The organism is Caulobacter sp. GSs2, from assembly GCF_058680895.1.
The window spans coordinates 1,131,314-1,147,500 of sequence record NZ_CM178725.1 but is presented as its reverse complement, the minus strand read 5'-3'; the positions used below and the strand labels follow the sequence as shown (position 1 = coordinate 1,147,500).

The following is a 16,187-nucleotide window of genomic DNA, read 5'->3' as shown; positions in this document are numbered from 1 at the left end:
GTTCCCGCGGTCAGACGGAAAGACCCTATGAACCTTTACTGCAGCTTCGCCTTGGCGTTAGCAACAACATGTGTAGGATAGGTGGGAGGCTATGAAACCGGGGCGCCAGTCTCGGTGGAGCCATCCTTGAAATACCACCCTTATTGTTGTTGACGTCTAACCGCGGCCCGTTATCCGGGTCCGGGACATGGCGTGGCGGGCAGTTTGACTGGGGCGGTCGCCTCCCAAAGTGTAACGGAGGCGCGCGATGGTGGGCTCAGACCGGTCGGAAATCGGTCGTCGAGTGCAATGGCATAAGCCCGCCTGACTGCGAGACTGACAAGTCGAGCAGAGACGAAAGTCGGCCATAGTGATCCGGTGGTCCTGCGTGGAAGGGCCATCGCTCAACGAATAAAAGGTACTCTAGGGATAACAGGCTGATTTTGCCCAAGAGTCCATATCGACGGCAAAGTTTGGCACCTCGATGTCGGCTCATCACATCCTGGGGCTGGAGCAGGTCCCAAGGGTTCGGCTGTTCGCCGATTAAAGTGGTACGTGAGCTGGGTTCAGAACGTCGTGAGACAGTTTGGTCCCTATCTGCCGTGGGTGTACGAGACTTGAGAGGATCTGTCCCTAGTACGAGAGGACCGGGATGGACACACCTCTGGTGGACCTGTCATGGCGCCAGCTGTGCAGCAGGGTAGCTAAGTGTGGACTAGATAACCGCTGAAAGCATCTAAGCGGGAAACTAACCTCAAAACAAGGTCTCGCTGAGAGCCGTGGAAGACCACCACGTTGATAGGCCAGGTGTGGAAGCGCTGTGAGGCGTGTAGCTTACTGGTACTAATAGCTCGATAGGCTTGATCGTTCTTCAGCCAAACCTATGCAAATGCTCTTTGTAGAGCTCAGACATACGATGTCTTCTTCGACTTGATATAACCAGAACGCCTCAAAACGTTCTGCACGCATCCTTTTTGCTGACCTGGTGGCTATGCCGGGGGTTCCCCACCCGATCCCATTCCGAACTCGGTCGTTAAGTCCCCCTGGGCCAATGGTACTTCGTCTCAAGGCGCGGGAGAGTAGGTCGCCGCCAGGTCCGCTAAAAGGATGCCAATCAAGTCGTACTTCAAAGTCCCCCTACCTCACGATCACCAACTACCAACTTCGCCGCGGGGTGGAGCAGCCCGGTAGCTCGTCAGGCTCATAACCTGAAGGTCACAGGTTCAAATCCTGTCCCCGCACCCAAGATCGCGTCAATTGCCCGTTTCTGCTTCTTTTGTGAGGCGTCTCCGTCTGGCAGTTTGGCCCCGGCCTGGCCAAAACACCCCCTCACAAGCGAATTTTTCTTGATTCTGGCCGGGCTCTCCGCAGAATCTTCGCTGAAAGCCCATGGCGCGATCTGTTGATTTGAGTCATGAGAAGCTATCGAGGCGTGGGTCGGCAACTGGTCCGCGAAATAGGTTTTTGAGGATAAGATGGCGAACGGTGTCGTTAAGTGGTTCAACCCGGCCAAGGGCTTTGGCTTCATTCAGCCTGAAAACGGCGGCGAAGACGTGTTTGTCCACGTTGCTGCGGTTGAACGGTCGGGCCTTTCCGGCCTGAACGAAGGCGACCAGGTCGCCTATGAACTTGAAGAAGATCGCCGCTCGGGCAAGACCTCGGCCGGCAATCTGCGCGTAACCGGCCAAGGCGCAGCCCCTTCGGCGCCGCGTCGCCCGCCCGCGCGCGGCTTTGACTCGCCCCGCGGTGGCTATGATGCGCCGCGCGGCGGTGGCTATGACGCACCCCGTGGCGGCGGTTACGGCGGCGGCGCACCCAGCGGTGGCGGCGAAGCCGGCACCGGCGTCGTGAAGTGGTTCAACACCACCAAGGGCTTTGGTTTCATCCAGCCCGACAACGGCGGCGGCGACATCTTCGTGCACATCTCGGCCGTTGAACGCGCCGGTCTGCGCGGCCTGAACGAAGGCCAGCAAGTCGGTTACGAACTGGAACAGGACCGCCGCTCGGGCAAGACCTCGGCCGGCAACCTGCGCATCCTCTAGGGATTCTTGAGCACGAGTGGGCGTGCGAGACGCGTCCACTCGTCCTTTCGGTCTGAGATCAGGCCCCGCGTGAAGTCGCTTCCGTCCCTAGGACGGCGATCGACTTCGCGCGGGGCCTTTCTGCGTCTTGATTTCAGGCCTGGATCGCCCGCTCTCCAGCCGCCTGATTGACCGCCAGGGCGGTCAAATTGACGATGCCGCGCGCGGTGACGCTGGGCGTCAGCACATGCAACGGCTGGCTCATGCCCAGCAGGACGGGCCCAACCAGCAGGCCTTCGGTGGCGGCGCTGAGCAGGGTCAGGCTGATATTGGCGGCGTCGAGCGTGGGCATGACCAGCAGATTGGCCGAGCCCTTCAAGGCGCTGTCATGCACCAGCCTGTCGCGCAAGGCTTGCGAGAGGGCGGCGTCGGCGTGCATTTCGCCGTCGACCTCAAGCTCGGGCGCCCTTTCGCGCACAATGGCCAGGGCGTCTCGCATCTTGCGGGCGGTCGGCGAGTTCGACGCCCCGAAGCTGGAGTGCGACAGCAGGGCCGCCTTGGGCGTCAGGCCGAAGCGCCGCACGGACTCGGCCGCCAGCAACGTCATTTCGGCGACCTGCTCAGCGGTCGGGTCAACGTTCACATGGGTATCGCAGAAGAACAGCGTGCCGTTGTCGAGGATCAGGGCTGACAGGGCGTAGATCCGGTCGACGTCCTCGCGCTTGGGAATGATCGGCAGCACATAGGTCATGTGCTGCCACCAGTCGCCGGAACCGCCCACCAGAGCGGCGTCCACATGGCCCGCCTGCAGCAGCATGGAGGCCGACACCGTTCGGCGAGTGGTGACCCGGCGCTCGGCGGCCAAAGGCGGGATGCCTCGGCGGCTGACGAGGCTCCGATAGCGATCGACCAGCGGCGCGAACAACGCGGTGTCGGCGGCGGGGTCGAGGATCTCGACGCGGTTGTCGAAGTCCAGGCGCAGCCCCATTTCAGCGGCCTTAGCGATGATGGTCTCGCGCCGGCCGATCAGCACCGGCTTGGCCAGGCCTTCGTCGAGGACGGTCTGGACAGCGCGCAGCACGCGCTCATCCTCGCCCTCGGCATAGGCCACGCGAATGCCTCCCGTCTCGGCGCAGGCTTTGGTCGCCTTGCGCGCCCGCTCGAACAGCGGACGCATCAGTTGGCCCGAGCGATAGACGAACAACTCCAGTTCCTGGCGATAGGCGTCGAAATCGGCGATCGGCCGGGTGGCGACGCCGCTGTCCATGGCCGCGCGGGCCACGGCCGGCGCGATCTGCAGGATCAGGCGCGGATCGAAGGGCTTAGGGATGATGTATTGCGCGCCGAACATCGGGGCGACGCCGCCATAGGCGCTGGCCACCACTTCCGAGGCTTCGGCCCGGGCCAGTTCGGCGATGGCCTCAACGGCCGCTACCTTCATGGCTTCGTTGATTTCCGAAGCGCCGACGTCCAGCGCGCCCCGGAAGATGAACGGGAAGCACAGGACGTTATTGACCTGGTTGGGATAGTCGCTGCGGCCGGTCGCCATGATCGCGTCAGGACGGGCTGCGGTCACCAGTTCGGGCAGGATTTCCGGCTCGGGATTGGCCATGGCCAGGATCAGCGGATTGGGCGCCAGCAGCGGCAACCACTCTGCCTTGAAAACACGTGGCGCCGAGAGACCCAGGAAGATGTCGGCGCCGGCCAGCACTTCCGACAGGGCGCGGGCGTCGGTCTGGCGCGCATAGCGAGCCATGTTGTCGAGCATGTCGTCGTCGCGGCCGGCGTAAACAACGCCCTTGATGTCGGTCAGGGTCACGTTGTCGACCGGCAGGCCCATTGACACCAGCAGGTCGACGCAGGCCAGGGCCGCTGCGCCAGCGCCGGAGGTGACCAGCTTGACGTCGGTCAGGGACTTGCCCTGGACCAGCAGGGCGTTGCGAACGGCGGCGGCGCAGACGATGGCGGTACCATGCTGGTCGTCGTGGAACACCGGGATCTTCATCCGCTCGCGCAGCTTGCGCTCGATAATGAAGCACTCGGGGGCCTTGATGTCTTCAAGGTTGATGCCGCCGAAGGTGGGCTCCAAGGCCGCGACAACCTCGATGAATTTGTCGGGATCCTCGGCGTCGACCTCGATGTCGAACACGTCGATGCCTGCGAACTTCTTGAACAGAACGGCCTTGCCTTCCATCACCGGCTTGGACGCCAGCGGACCGATATTGCCCAGGCCCAGCACGGCCGTGCCGTTGGAGATCACGGCCACCAGATTGCCGCGGGCGGTGTAGTCGCGGGCCTTGTCGGGATCGGCGGCGATGGCTTCGCAGGGCGCTGCGACGCCCGGCGAATAGGCCAGGCCGAGATCGCGCTGGGTGGCCATGCGCTTGGTGGCTTCGATCGCCAGTTTTCCGGGCCGCGGCAGACGGTGATAGTCCAGAGCGGCTTTGCGGAAATCCTCGTCCATGGACTGGTCCTCTTTGGCGTCTGCGCAGGCATCGTGGCGCGATCCGTCTGGCTCGCGGATCGTCGAGTCTAGCTACCGGGGATAGCGGGGCATTGCCAACCCTATGCGCCAGATAGGGATATTTTTTATGGTAGCGGTCACATCTGCATGGCCGAATCCGAACTCCCGTAAGTAATAAATCTATTATATAGTGCTCGCCTTGCGGGCGCCTGCCGCTGCGTTCGACAGCGTCGGGCGCAGGCAGGATCCCTTGCAGCGCATGGCTCTGGACAGGGCGCGCGGGCGGGCCGAGCATTGGCCGGTTGAGCTTGAAAGGGCAGGGCATGAGCGGACTGACGACCCATATCCTCGATCAGGCGACGGGGCAGCCGGCGGCCGAGGTTCTGGTGCGTGTGTCGCGCCGCGAGGGCGATGGTCTGGTCCTGCTCTCGGAAACCCGCACAGACGCCGACGGTCGTGCGCGGCTGATCGCCGGAGAGGACCTCGCCGTTGGAGGCTATCGCCTGGCGTTCTCGATCGGCGCGCATTTCAAGGCAACCGGCGCAGCCGTGACCGATCCGCCCTTTCTCGACGTCGTGGTCATCGACTTCGCGGTGTCGAACACCGGGCAACACTGGCACGTGCCGTTGCTGGTCTCGCCCTACGGCTATTCCACCTATCGGGGCAGCTGATGTCCCCGGCGCAAAATTCGAACAACACGATCCGCTTCCTTCTCGATGGTCAGGTGCAAGAGGTGCGCGGCGCCGATCCGACCCGCACCTTGCTGGAGCACTTGCGCGGCGATCTGCGGCGCACGGGGACCAAGGAAGGCTGCGCCGAGGGGGATTGCGGCTCTTGTACGGTGCTGGTGGGCGAGGCCGATGGCGATGGTGTCGCCTGGCGCGCGGTGAACAGCTGCATCCAGTTCCTGCCCATGCTGCAGGGCAAGGCTCTGATGACCGTGGAGAGTCTGTCAAAGGATAGCGCCTTGCATCCCGTGCAGCAGGCCATGGTCGACAGGCACGGCTCGCAATGCGGCTTCTGCACGCCAGGCATCGTGATGTCGCTGTACGCCAAGGCCGTGGCGGCCAAGGGAACAGACGCGCCGCCGGCCGAGATGCTGGCGGGTAACCTGTGCCGCTGCACCGGCTATGGTCCGATCATTGAGGTCGCCAAGGATGTCGAAGCCGAGGCCGCGCCCGATGTGGCGGCGGATCTGGCGGCGTTGGACGACGGGGCGATGCTGGACCTGTCGCACGACGATCCCGTGCAGGGCGTCACGCGCCGCTGGCTGGCGCCCAGGTCGCTTAACCAGTTGGCCCAAGCCTTCGTCGAGCATCCACACGCCACGATCGTGGCCGGCGCGACAGATGTGGGCCTGTGGGTCACCAAGCAGCGCAGGCCGTTGGAGTTCCTGATCGACATCGGCCAGGTCGCCGAACTGGCGCGGATCGAGCCGCGCGAGGGTGGCGTCTGGATCGGCGCGGGGGTTCGCTATGTCGACGCCATTGAGACGCTTGGCGGGCTCTATCCCGAACTTGGCGCCATGTTGCGACGGCTGGGTTCGACCCAGGTGCGCAACAGCGGCACCATCGGCGGCAACATCGCCAATGGCTCGCCGATCGGCGACATGCCGCCGGCCTTGATCGCGGCCGGGGCGACCCTGGTGCTGAACCAGGGCGGTGAGCGGCGCCAGATGCCGCTGGAAGGCTTCTTCCTCGACTACGGCAAGCAGGACCGGCTGCCCGGCGAGTTCGTCGAGGCGGTGATCGTGCCGACGCCAAAGCCCGAACTTGTCTTCAAGGTTTTCAAGCTCTCCAAGCGGTTCGATCAGGACATTTCGGCGGTCTGCGGCGCTTTCGCGCTGACGATCGACGGCGGTATCGTGAGCTCGGCGCGGATCGCCTTTGGCGGCATGGCGGGTACGCCCAAGCGGGCGACAGCGTGCGAGGCGGCTCTGATCGGCCAGCCGTGGGCCGAGGCCACGATCGAAGCAGCCATGACCGCTATCGACGCTGACTATACCCCGCTCAGCGATATGCGCGCCTCGGCCGCCTATCGGTCGCTGACGGCCCGGAACATGCTGCGCAAGGTGTTCATCGAGACTACCTCTCCAGGCCTTGTCACCCGGGTCGAGCCGGAGAGCGCTCATGGCTGACTCCTCTGCGCCTGTGGCGATCGACGCCTTTCAGGGTGTCCACGCCTCGCTGCCGCACGACAGCGCAACGCGTCATGTGGCGGGCTCGGCCGTCTATATCGATGACATGCCCGAGCCTGCGGGGATGCTGCACGTCCATTTCGGGCTCAGCACCAGGGCTCACGCTCACATCACTGCGTTGGACCTGTCGGCCGTTCGCGCGTCGCCCGGCGTGGTGCTGGTGCTGACCGCCGAAGACATCCCCGGCGAGAACGACGTCAGCCCGGTGATTCACGACGACAAGCTGTTCGCCACCGACACCGTGACCTATGTCGGCCAGAGCCTGTTCGCGGTGGCCGCCACCTCGATCGCCGCCGCCCGCGCCGCCGCCGCGAAGGCGGTGATCGCCTATGCCGAGCTGCCGGCCGCCATCGACATCAAGGCCGCCCGCGAGGCCGACCTGAAGATCGAGGCCAGCCAGCGCATGGCGCGGGGCGACGCGGCCGCTGCGCTGGCGGCTTCGCCTCGGCGGCTGCAGGGCCAGTTCGCCATCGGCGGGCAGGACCATTTCTATCTCGAGGGGCAGGTGGCCCTGGCGATCCCGGGCGAAGGCGGCGACGTCCATGTCTGGTCGTCGACCCAGCATCCCAGCGAGGTGCAGCATCTTGTGGCCCGCGTCCTGGACCGTCCGCATAGCGCGGTGAGTATCGAGGTGCGCCGGATGGGCGGCGGGTTCGGCGGCAAGGAGACGCAAGCCTCGCTGTTCGCCGCCGGCGCCGCTCTGGTGGCGGTCAAGACTGGCCGCGCGGCCAAGTGCCGGCCCGATCGTGACGAGGACATGGTCATGACCGGCAAGCGGCATGACTTCGAGGTCGGCTATGACGTCGGCTTTGACGACGACGGGCGCCTGACCGGCATCGCGATGGAACTGGCCTCGCGCTGCGGCGCGACGACCGATCTGTCGATGGCCATCAACGACCGGGCGATGTTCCACGCCGACAACTGCTATTTCCTGCCGGCGGTCGAGATCCTGTCGCACCGCTTCCGCACCCATACGGTGTCCAACACCGCCTTCCGGGGCTTTGGCGGACCGCAGGGGATGATCGCCATCGAGCGGGTGATGGACGCTGTGGCTCAGGCCACGGGTCTCGACCCTCTGGAGGTGCGCCGCCGCAATCTCTATGGCGAGCCCGGCCGCGACCTGACGCCCTATCATCAGACCGTTGAGGACAATGTCGCGCCGCAGCTGCTGGCCGAACTGGCGGCCTCCTGTGACTACGAGGCCCGGCAGCGCGAGATCGACGCGTTCAACGCCGCCAGCCCGATCCTGAAAAAGGGCCTGGCCCTGACGCCGGTGAAGTTCGGCATCTCGTTTACGACAACCCATCTGAATCAGGCCGGCGCCCTGATCCACCTCTATGCCGACGGCTCGATCCTGCTGAACCATGGCGGGACGGAGATGGGGCAGGGCCTGTTCACCAAGGTCGCCCAGATCGTGGCCGAGGCCTTCCAGGTGGAGGTGTCGCGGGTCAAGGCGACCTCGACCGTCACCGACAAGGTGCCCAACACCTCGGCCACGGCCGCGTCCTCGGGGACGGACCTGAACGGCATGGCGGCGCTCAATGCGGCCAATGCGATCAAGGCCCGGCTGGTCGTGTTCGCCGCGAACAAGTGGGGTTGCGCCGAGGCCGAGGTTGCCTTCACGCCGCAGGGGCTGAAGGCCGGCGACACACTGGTCCCATTCAACGACCTGTGCCGCCAAGCCTATCTGGGCCGGGTGTCGCTGTCCTCGACCGGCTTCTACGCCACGCCCAAGATCCACTACGACCGCGCCACCCATAGCGGCCGGCCGTTCTACTATTTCGCCTATGGCGCGGCCTGTAGCGAGGTGATCATCGACACCCTGAGCGGCGAGATGAAGGTCACGCGGGCCGACATCCTGCACGACGTGGGCCGGTCGCTGAACCCGGCCATCGACCTGGGCCAGATCGAGGGTGGCTTCATCCAGGGCATGGGCTGGCTCACCACCGAGGAGTTGGTGTTCGACGACCAAGGCCGCCTGCGCACCCACGCCCCCTCGACCTACAAGATCCCGACCATCGGCGATCGTCCGGCCCATCTGGACGTGAAGCTGTGGGAGGCCGGCCGCAATGTCGAGGCCACAGTCCACCGCTCCAAGGCCGTGGGCGAGCCGCCGTTGATGCTGGCGATCTCGGTATTTTCGGCGATCACCCGGGCCGTGGCCAGCGTGGCCGATCACAAGGTGATGCCGCGTCTTGATGCACCGGCGACGCCGGAGGCGATCCTGATGGCGGTCGAGGACGTCAAGCGGCGAGCGGCGTCATGACGAACTGGGCCCGCGCCGCCCTGGCGCGCATCGCGGTCGATGACGCCGCCGCGCTGGTCACCGTGCTGGCCACCGAAGGCTCGGCCCCGCGTGAAGCCGGGACCAAGATGGTGGTCTGGGAGGGCGGTCAGTCGGGCACCATCGGCGGCGGCAATCTGGAGCATCAGGCGACCAGCCAGGCGCGCCGGATGCTGAGCGGATCGCAGGCCAGCTTCGCCATCCAGGACTATCCGCTGGGCCCGCTGCTGGCCCAGTGCTGCGGCGGCCGCGTGCGGCTGCTGATCGAGCGGGTCGAGGCCGCCAGTCGCGACTGGCTGACCGACGTCGCCCGCCGGATGGACGCGGCCCAGCCGTTTGAGGTCCGCACCCGCTTCAACCCCGGCCTGCTGACCAAGACCGTCGCCCCGATCGCCGCCAGTTCGGAGGCCCCGTCGGTCACCCTGGCCGGAGCCCAGGCCACGGCGCGCGGCGTCCGCCCCGGGCTGGGCGACGAGCTGGTCGAGCGCAACGACGCCCCGCGTCCGCCGCTGCTGGTCTTCGGCGCCGGCCATGTCGGACAGGCCGTCGCCCGCGCCTTCGCGCCGCTGCCGTTCAAGCTGTCCTGGTTCGATAGCCGGCCCGAGACCGCCGACATTCCCGGCGTCACCGTGGCCGGACCAGCCGAGATGGCCGCCGCCGCCATGGGGGCGGGCGACGACGCCTATGGCCTGATCTTCACCCATGACCATGGCCTGGACTATGCCCTGGCCTCGGCCGGGCTGGCCGGCGGCGGCTTTGCCTATCTGGGTCTTATCGGCTCGAAGACCAAGCGCGCCCGGTTCATGAGCCGGCTGCGTGACGACGGTTTCTCCGAGGCGGCCCTGACCCGCCTGACCTGTCCGATCGGCCTGCCGCATCTCAGGAGCAAGGCCCCCGAGGTGATCGCCGTCTCGGTGGCCGCCGACCTGCTGATGCGGCTGGAAGCGGCCCGAATTTCCAACGACGAGGATCTGGCCGTTGCAAGCCTATAGGGCGTCGATCCTCCACCTGCTGGACGATCCGACCAAGACCGATGAGGGCGTCGCCTTCCACGAGGACGGCCTGTTGCTGGTCGAGGACGGTCATGTCGTGGCCTGCGGCGACTACGCCGACCTGCATGAGCTGCTGGGCGACACGCCGGTCGAGGACCTGACCGGCAAGCTGATCACCCCCGGCTTCATCGACACCCACATCCACTTCCCGCAGGTCGACATCATCGCCGCCCACGGCGCGCAGCTGCTCGACTGGCTGGAGCAGCACACTTTTCCGGCCGAGGCGGCTTTCGCCGATCCGGACCATGCGGCCGAGGCGGCCGAGTTCTTCGTCAAGGAACTGCTGCGCAACGGCACCACCACGGCCCTGGTGTTCGGCTCGGTGCACAAGGGCTCGGTCGAGGCGCTGTTCCGGGTGGCGCTGGCCCGCGACATGCGGCTGATCGCCGGCAAGTCGCTGATGGATCGCAACGCGCCGGAGGGTCTGACCGACACCGTCGAGTCCAGCCGCGCCGACATGGAAAGCCTGATCGCCGACTGGCACGGCAAGGGTCGGCTGGGCTACGCCATCACCCCGCGCTTCGCCATCAGCTGCAGCGACGCCCAGCTGGCCATGGCCGGCGAGGTTCTGGCGGCCAATCCCGGGGTCTGGATGCAGACCCATCTGTCGGAGAACCCGCGCGAGATCGAGGAGACGGCGGCGCTGTTTCCGCAGGCGACCGACTATCTGGATGTCTATGACCGCTTTGGCCTGCTGGGCCAGCGCTCGGTCTTCGCCCACTGCGTCCACCTGAAGGGCGAGGGGTTCGAGCGGCTGGCGGCCAAGGGCGGGGCGGTGGCCTTCTGTCCGACCTCGAACCTCTTTCTGGGCTCGGGGCTGTTCCCGCTGGAGACCGCCTGCGCCCATGGCGTCAAGGTCGGTATCGGCACCGATGTCGGGGCGGGGACGACCTTCTCGATCCTCCATACTCTGGGCGAGGCCTACAAGGTGGGCCAACTGCGCGGGACGGCGCTGGATCCGTTCCAGGCCCTGTATCTGGCCACCCTGGGCGGGGCGCGGGCCCTGGATCTGGGCGACAGGATCGGCAATCTGGCGCCGGGCAAGGAGGCCGATTTCCTGGTGCTGGACCTGGCGGCGACTCCGCTGCTGGCGAGACGCCTGGGCGGTGACCGCAGCCTGGAGAACCGGCTGTTCGCCCTGACCGTGCTGGGCGATGACCGGGTGGTGGAGCGGACCTATCTGGCCGGTGTCGAGCAGCATCGGCGGTAGGGGGCAGGGCCGCGGACACGGCCTTTTGGCCTCACGCGACGCCTCGCTGAGTTATCGGAAAGGGTCGCGGAGCGTCCGGACCACGTCCGGATGAGAAATAGAGATTACCGTTTCGACGAAGCCGTCCGCTCCGCGTGGTCGTTATCCGTCAGCGTCCCAGCGGGTGGCCCAGTTGGGGCCTTACCGGAACCCGGAAGCTTCGGTTTCCCGAAGTCCCGAAGGTCGGGGGGCGTGGGGCCAATCCTGACCAACACTCGCCTTGATCCCCATCCACGCCGACGGCGGGCGGGTCTGGCCAGCAACCAGGTCCCCGGACCGGTCGAGTATCCCCCTCGACCCCAGTCCCGCTCGATCACCCCCCGCCGCCGCAATGGTCGCTGGCCTTGCGCCCTTTCCTCGCGACGAGGTGGGACAAGAATACGGGAGGTTTCAGCGCATCGGATTGGCGCGGTCGATCTTTTTTCAGGGCGTTGAATTTGCTGGCGTTCGTATTCGTCGCCCCGAGGATAGCGCGCAGTTTATCCCCGTACTTGCCCCCTACGGGTCGCTTCGCGACCGTCTTCCCCCGGAGGGGGAAGATGAGGACGGCGCGTTTCATCTTCCCCCTGAAAGGGGGAGGACGACGGCGAAGCCGTCAGGAGGGGGCCTGCGGCGTCGGCCGGGGGAAACGCTGCCTCTAGGCCTTCATCGTCTCGGCATAGAGCTTCAACAGCCCCGCTTCATCCACCGCCACGGTCACCGCCTGGATCGGCTGGTCGTCCCAAGCCGATGGGCCAAACAGTTCGCCCTCGGCCTTCAGGCAGGTCTGGCCCAGGGCGATGCCCTCGGTCAGCACGCGCACCGAGCCGCGACGCAGCGTAAACAGCGACGGGTCGATCACGAACGCCACCGCCGCCGCGTCATGGACGCAGCAGCCCTCGATGCCGTCGCGGCTGCCGTAGAAGGCCGCATAGGGCTTGGAGATGGCGTTGAGGAACTGACCGGCGGCGCCGGCCGAGGCTTCCAGCGCGTCCATATAGGCCGGCGACATCACCACCTGGGTGGTGATGTCCAGGCTGACGGCGGTCAGGGCCCAGGGCGCGGTGAAGACCTGGTCGGCGGCCTCGGGATCGTTCCAGATATTGGCCTCGGCCACCGGCGTGACATTGCCCGGCTTGCCGGCCAGGCCGAACGCGCCGCCCATGATCACCACGGCCTTGAGCAGGGTCGCGACCTCCGGGTCGGCCCGCAGGGCCAGGGCCAGATTGGTCAGGGGGCCGACCGCGACCAGGGTCACCTCGCCGGGATTCTGGCGGGCCAGATCGATGATCGCCTGATGGGCGGGCTTGTCCTCGGGCTGGGCGGGAACCAGGCCGGTCAGCTCGACATCGCCCAGGCCGTTCTCGCCGTGCACGAAGGTGGGCGAAGGGTTGCGCGGCCGGCTCAGCGGCTTGTCGGTTCCCTTGAACACCGGCGCGGCCAGACCGAAACGCTGCTTCAGATAGAGCGCGTTGCGGGTGGTGGTCTCGATGTCGGAATTGCCGAAGATCGTGGTGATGGCCAGCAGGTCCAGGGCCGGGCTGGCCGCGATGAACAGCAGGGCCATGGCGTCGTCGATGCCGGGGTCGGTGTCGAAAATGATCTTGTGCGTCATGGGCGGGCTCTAGCGGTTTTCGGCGTCGAGCGCGAGGCGCTGGTCGGCCCCGGCCTGCATCAGGGAGACGTGGGCGGACGCCACCTTCCAGCCCTCCGCCGTGCGGATCCAGGTCTGGCTCTGGCGGCCGGTCTTGTCGGACCCGTCGCGCTGGAACTCGACATTGGCGATGGCGAAGTCGTCGCCAAAGGTGGTGATTTCGGTGCGCAGGCGGGTGCGCGGCGGCGAGCCGCCGGCCCGGCCGACACGGAAGGCGGCGATCTGGTCGAAGCCGTAGAGGTTCTCGGCCACGCCCAGCCGCACGGTGTGCGGCGAGTTCCAGAACGCGCCGTCCAGGGCCTCGACGTCGTTGGCCATCAGCGCCGTCTCATAGGCGTCGACGGCCTCGGCGACCTGGGCCAGCACCACGGGGTTGTTGAGGATCACAGCGGGCCTCCCGGCGCATGGGCGGCCACGACGCCCAGCCGTTGCAGCTTCAGGCCGGCGGCCAGGGCCAGGTCCTCGCGCCAGGGCGGGGCGATAATTTGGACGCCGATGGGCAGCTGGCCCGGGCGATTGACCGGCGCGGCCAGCACGGGCAGGCCGATATAGCTGATCGGCTGGGTGAAGGCGCCCAGGTTCTTGCGGACGGAAACCGGCTGGCCGCCCATCTCCATCGTGGCCTGGCCGATGCCGGGGGCGGGACAGACCGATGACGGGGCCAGCAGGATGTCGAAGCGTTCGAACGCGCGGGCGACCTCGTCTCGGAACAGCGTGCGGTAGCGCTGGGCGGCCTGGGCGACGCCGTCCGGCAACAAGGCCCCGGCCAGCAGACGGTCGCGGACGGCGGGATCGTAGTCTATGGCCGAGGTCTTCAGGTCGGCCAGGTGCAGATGCCCGCCCTCGACAGCGGTCAGGCAGAAGGCGGCGGCGCGGGCGGCCTGGGCGCCGGGCAGGATCACGCGGTCGCGGGCGCCCAGAGCCTGGGCCACGATGTCCAGCGCCGCCAGCACCTCGGGAAAGGCGCCCTGCGCGAACCAACCGCCCAGCACGCCCACGCGCAGGGGGCCGTCGGCCAGGGCGGCCAGTGTTCCGGAAACAGGCTCGGCGGCGCGAACGCAGATCGCGTCGCCCTCGACGTCAGGCCCCTGCAGGACGTCATAGGCCAGGGCCAGATCCTCGATCGAGCGGGCGAAGGCGCCGGCATGGTCCAGGCTCTCGACGAACGGGAACACGCCCTGGCGCGACAGGCGGCCATAGGTGGGCTTCAGCCCAAACACCCCGCACAGGCTGGCGGGGATGCGGATCGACCCATTAGTATCCGAGCCCAGGGTCAGGGGCGCCAGGCCTGCCGCCACCGCCGCCGCCGAACCGCCCGACGAGCCGCCGGCGATGCGGGTCAGATCGTGGGGATTGTGGGTCGGGCCGTCATGGGCGTTCTCGGTGACGAAGCCATAGGCGAACTCGTCCATGTTCAGCGCGCCGACCAGGATGGCGCCGGCGGCTTCCAGTCTCTGGATCAGGGTCGCGTCGCGTGAGGGCGGCGTGGCGCCACGCCGGATCTTCGAGCCGGCCAGGGTGGGCAGGCCCGCGATGTCGAACAGGTTCTTGACCGCGAAGGGAACGCCGGCCAGCGGCCCGACCGGTGATCCGGCGGCGATTGCGGCATCCACCCGGTCGGCCTGGGCGAGGGCGCGCTCGGTCAGCACGGCGGTGAAGGCGTTGATCGCGCCATTGCGGCGGCCGATGCGCGACAGGGTGGCCTGGGTGACGGCGCGGGCGGTCACGCGGCCGGCGCGGACCTCGCCGGCGATCTCGACGACGCTGGGAAAGGTCATGGCTGAAAGGTCTTGGCCGGTTCGCCGGCGCGGCCGTCCAGGGCGGCGACGAACAGGGCGGTCTGGGTGCGCAGCAGGGCCAGGTTCTCGCGCACGGCGGCCAGGGTCGGCTCCGGCAAGGTCAGGCCGATCTCGGCCGCCCGCGCATCGGCATAGTCGGCGACGTCGCCGTCGGTGAGGTCGAGAAAGGCCTTGAGCGCCGCGTCGATCGCCATCGTGGGGCGGTCTCCCTAAGTAAGAAAATTCTTCATATACCGGCGTCGTGGGGCCGCGCTAGTGCGGCGGCGCCTGGGCGGCCCGGCGCGCGGGGGCGCACGTCTGGGAGACAGTCTGCGCGCCAAACGCCCGCTGCAAGGGCGCCTTGCGGCAATCGACCGGGGCGAGGCCGCGCGGGCCTTGGGTCTGGCGCCGGATCGGCGTCGAGATGGCCGCTTGTAAGAGAAGGCTTACTTGATGCGCCACCACCTCGCCTCGACCCCCGACACCATCCGCTTTGGCATGTTCGACGCGGCGTTCAATCCTGTGCTGACCATCGCCTCGGGCGACAGCGTCACCTTCGACTGCGTCTCGGGCGGCGCAGAGGTGATGCCGGGCGCGGGCAGCGGCCTGACGATCCCGCCGGCCCTGCAGGCGATCCACAACAGCAAGCCCGAGCGGATCGGGCCCCACATCCTGACCGGCCCGGTGGCCATCGCCGGGGCCGAGCCGGGCGACACGCTGGAGGTGCGGATCGAGGCCGTCGAGCCCAACAACGACTGGGGCTATTGCGCCGTGCGCCCCCTGGCCGGGACGCTGCCGGAGGACTTTCCCGAGCGCTATGTCAGCCATATCGCCGTCGACCGCGCGGCGGGGACCTGCAAGCCCGACTGGGGGCCGACCCTGCCGCTGAGGCCCTTCTTCGGCACCATGGGCGTGGCGCCGCCTGCGAAATATGGCCGGCTCTCCAGCCGTGAGCCGCGCGAGCATGGCGGCAACATGGACAACAAGGAGCTGGGGGCCGGCGCGACCCTGTTCCTGCCGGTCTGGGTTCCCGGCGCCAATTTCTCGGTCGGCGACGGCCATGGACGGCAGGGCGACGGCGAGGTCTGCGTCAACGCGCTGGAGATGGGCCTGACCGGAACCTTCACCTTCATCCTGCACAAGGTGGCCGATCTGGGCGTGGCCACTTGGCCCCGCGCTGAGACCCAGACCCACTACATCGTCATGGGCTTCAACGAGGACCTCGATCTGGCCATGAAGCAGGCCCTGCGCGGCATGATCGATTTCATCACCGCCCGCTCTGCCCTGACGCGGGTGCAAGCCTATCAGTTCTGCTCGCTGGCCGTGGACTTTCGGGTGACCCAGACGGTCAATGGCGAAAAGGGCGTGCACGGAATGCTGGAGAAGGGTGTTCTGTTCTAGCCGCGCCTTGGCGCCCTTGTGGCGACGGCGGATGCCGCCTCATCGCCTTCCACAGTCAAGTTTAGGTCTGGCGCTATTCGACCAGTGCACTAAACCTTCCCCGACACTCTCTAAGGGCGAGTACGGGCA

At 67.0% G+C, this 16,187-nt stretch carries 12 protein-coding genes, 1 tRNA gene, 2 rRNA genes and 1 pseudogene (1 of these 16 cut by a window edge); 11 read left to right on the top strand and 5 right to left on the bottom strand.

Annotated elements, in window-relative coordinates; genetic code table 11:
* The 5 genes and pseudogenes from ACW17Z_RS05665 to ACW17Z_RS05645 form a co-directional block, all read left to right on the top strand.
* Positions 1–847, top strand: a 23S ribosomal RNA gene (locus ACW17Z_RS05665); it begins 1,943 nt to the left of the window's first position.
* A 113-nt stretch (positions 848–960) separates the two neighbouring features.
* Positions 961–1,075, top strand: a 5S ribosomal RNA gene (gene rrf / locus ACW17Z_RS05660).
* 72 nt (positions 1,076–1,147) lie between these two features.
* Positions 1,148–1,224: transfer RNA gene (locus ACW17Z_RS05655), tRNA-Met, on the top strand.
* A 230-nt stretch (positions 1,225–1,454) separates the two neighbouring features.
* Positions 1,455–1,658, top strand: a pseudogene (locus tag ACW17Z_RS05650) (cold-shock protein); the annotation flags it as partial.
* Positions 1,659–1,826: 168 nt separating this feature from the next.
* Positions 1,827–2,021, top strand: a complete 195-nt coding sequence (locus tag ACW17Z_RS05645; protein WP_233206781.1) for a cold-shock protein — start codon at positions 1,827–1,829, stop codon at positions 2,019–2,021.
* Positions 2,022–2,154: 133 nt separating this feature from the next.
* On the opposite strand, the gene ACW17Z_RS05640 is transcribed toward ACW17Z_RS05645, so the two are convergent.
* Entirely contained in the window at positions 2,155–4,464 is a 2,310-nt protein-coding gene (locus ACW17Z_RS05640) for an NADP-dependent malic enzyme (protein ID WP_492057943.1), read from the bottom strand.
* Between the two features lie 323 nt (positions 4,465–4,787).
* Here ACW17Z_RS05640 and uraH point away from each other — a divergent pair, with 323 nt between their 5' ends.
* From uraH to guaD, 5 genes are read left to right on the top strand one after another with little or no spacing between them, the layout of a single operon-like run.
* Positions 4,788–5,135 (top strand): hydroxyisourate hydrolase, encoded by a 348-nt coding sequence (gene uraH / locus ACW17Z_RS05635; protein WP_492057942.1) that lies wholly within the window; start codon positions 4,788–4,790, stop codon positions 5,133–5,135.
* Positions 5,135–6,601, top strand: coding sequence for a xanthine dehydrogenase small subunit (xdhA, locus tag ACW17Z_RS05630; RefSeq protein ID WP_492057941.1), 1,467 nt, complete (start codon positions 5,135–5,137; stop codon positions 6,599–6,601). Before uraH ends, xdhA begins: the two co-directional genes overlap by 1 nt.
* The gene (xdhB, locus tag ACW17Z_RS05625) at positions 6,594–8,927 is read left to right on the top strand and encodes a xanthine dehydrogenase molybdopterin binding subunit (protein WP_492057940.1); all 2,334 of its coding nucleotides are present in this window, start codon (positions 6,594–6,596) and stop codon (positions 8,925–8,927) included. The genes xdhA and xdhB overlap by 8 nt, the downstream gene beginning before the upstream one ends.
* Entirely contained in the window at positions 8,924–9,937 is a 1,014-nt protein-coding gene (xdhC, locus tag ACW17Z_RS05620; protein WP_492057939.1) for a xanthine dehydrogenase accessory protein XdhC, read from the top strand. Before xdhB ends, xdhC begins: the two co-directional genes overlap by 4 nt.
* A complete protein-coding gene (guaD, locus tag ACW17Z_RS05615; protein ID WP_492057938.1) occupies positions 9,924–11,207 on the top strand; it encodes a guanine deaminase in 1,284 nt (427 codons plus the stop codon). Before xdhC ends, guaD begins: the two co-directional genes overlap by 14 nt.
* 676 nt (positions 11,208–11,883) lie before the next feature.
* On the opposite strand, the gene ACW17Z_RS05610 is transcribed toward guaD, so the two are convergent.
* From ACW17Z_RS05610 to ACW17Z_RS05595, 4 genes are read right to left on the bottom strand one after another with little or no spacing between them, the layout of a single operon-like run.
* Positions 11,884–12,840, bottom strand: coding sequence for a nucleoside hydrolase (locus tag ACW17Z_RS05610; RefSeq protein WP_492057937.1), 957 nt, complete (start codon positions 12,838–12,840; stop codon positions 11,884–11,886).
* A gap of 9 nt (positions 12,841–12,849) precedes the next feature.
* On the bottom strand, positions 12,850–13,266 hold the full coding sequence (gene hpxZ, locus ACW17Z_RS05605) for an oxalurate catabolism protein HpxZ (protein WP_492057936.1): 417 nt from the start codon (positions 13,264–13,266) through the stop codon (positions 12,850–12,852).
* The gene (locus tag ACW17Z_RS05600) at positions 13,263–14,657 is read right to left on the bottom strand and encodes an AtzE family amidohydrolase (RefSeq protein ID WP_492057935.1); all 1,395 of its coding nucleotides are present in this window, start codon (positions 14,655–14,657) and stop codon (positions 13,263–13,265) included. Before ACW17Z_RS05600 ends, hpxZ begins: the two co-directional genes overlap by 4 nt.
* Positions 14,654–14,872, bottom strand: coding sequence for a hypothetical protein (locus ACW17Z_RS05595; protein WP_492057934.1), 219 nt, complete (start codon positions 14,870–14,872; stop codon positions 14,654–14,656). Before ACW17Z_RS05595 ends, ACW17Z_RS05600 begins: the two co-directional genes overlap by 4 nt.
* A 235-nt stretch (positions 14,873–15,107) precedes the next feature.
* On the opposite strand from ACW17Z_RS05595, the gene ACW17Z_RS05590 reads away from it, so the two are divergent.
* Complete coding sequence (locus ACW17Z_RS05590) at positions 15,108–16,058, top strand: acetamidase/formamidase family protein (protein WP_492057933.1); 951 nt, start codon at positions 15,108–15,110, stop codon at positions 16,056–16,058.
* Positions 16,059–16,187: the final 129 nt, after the last annotated feature.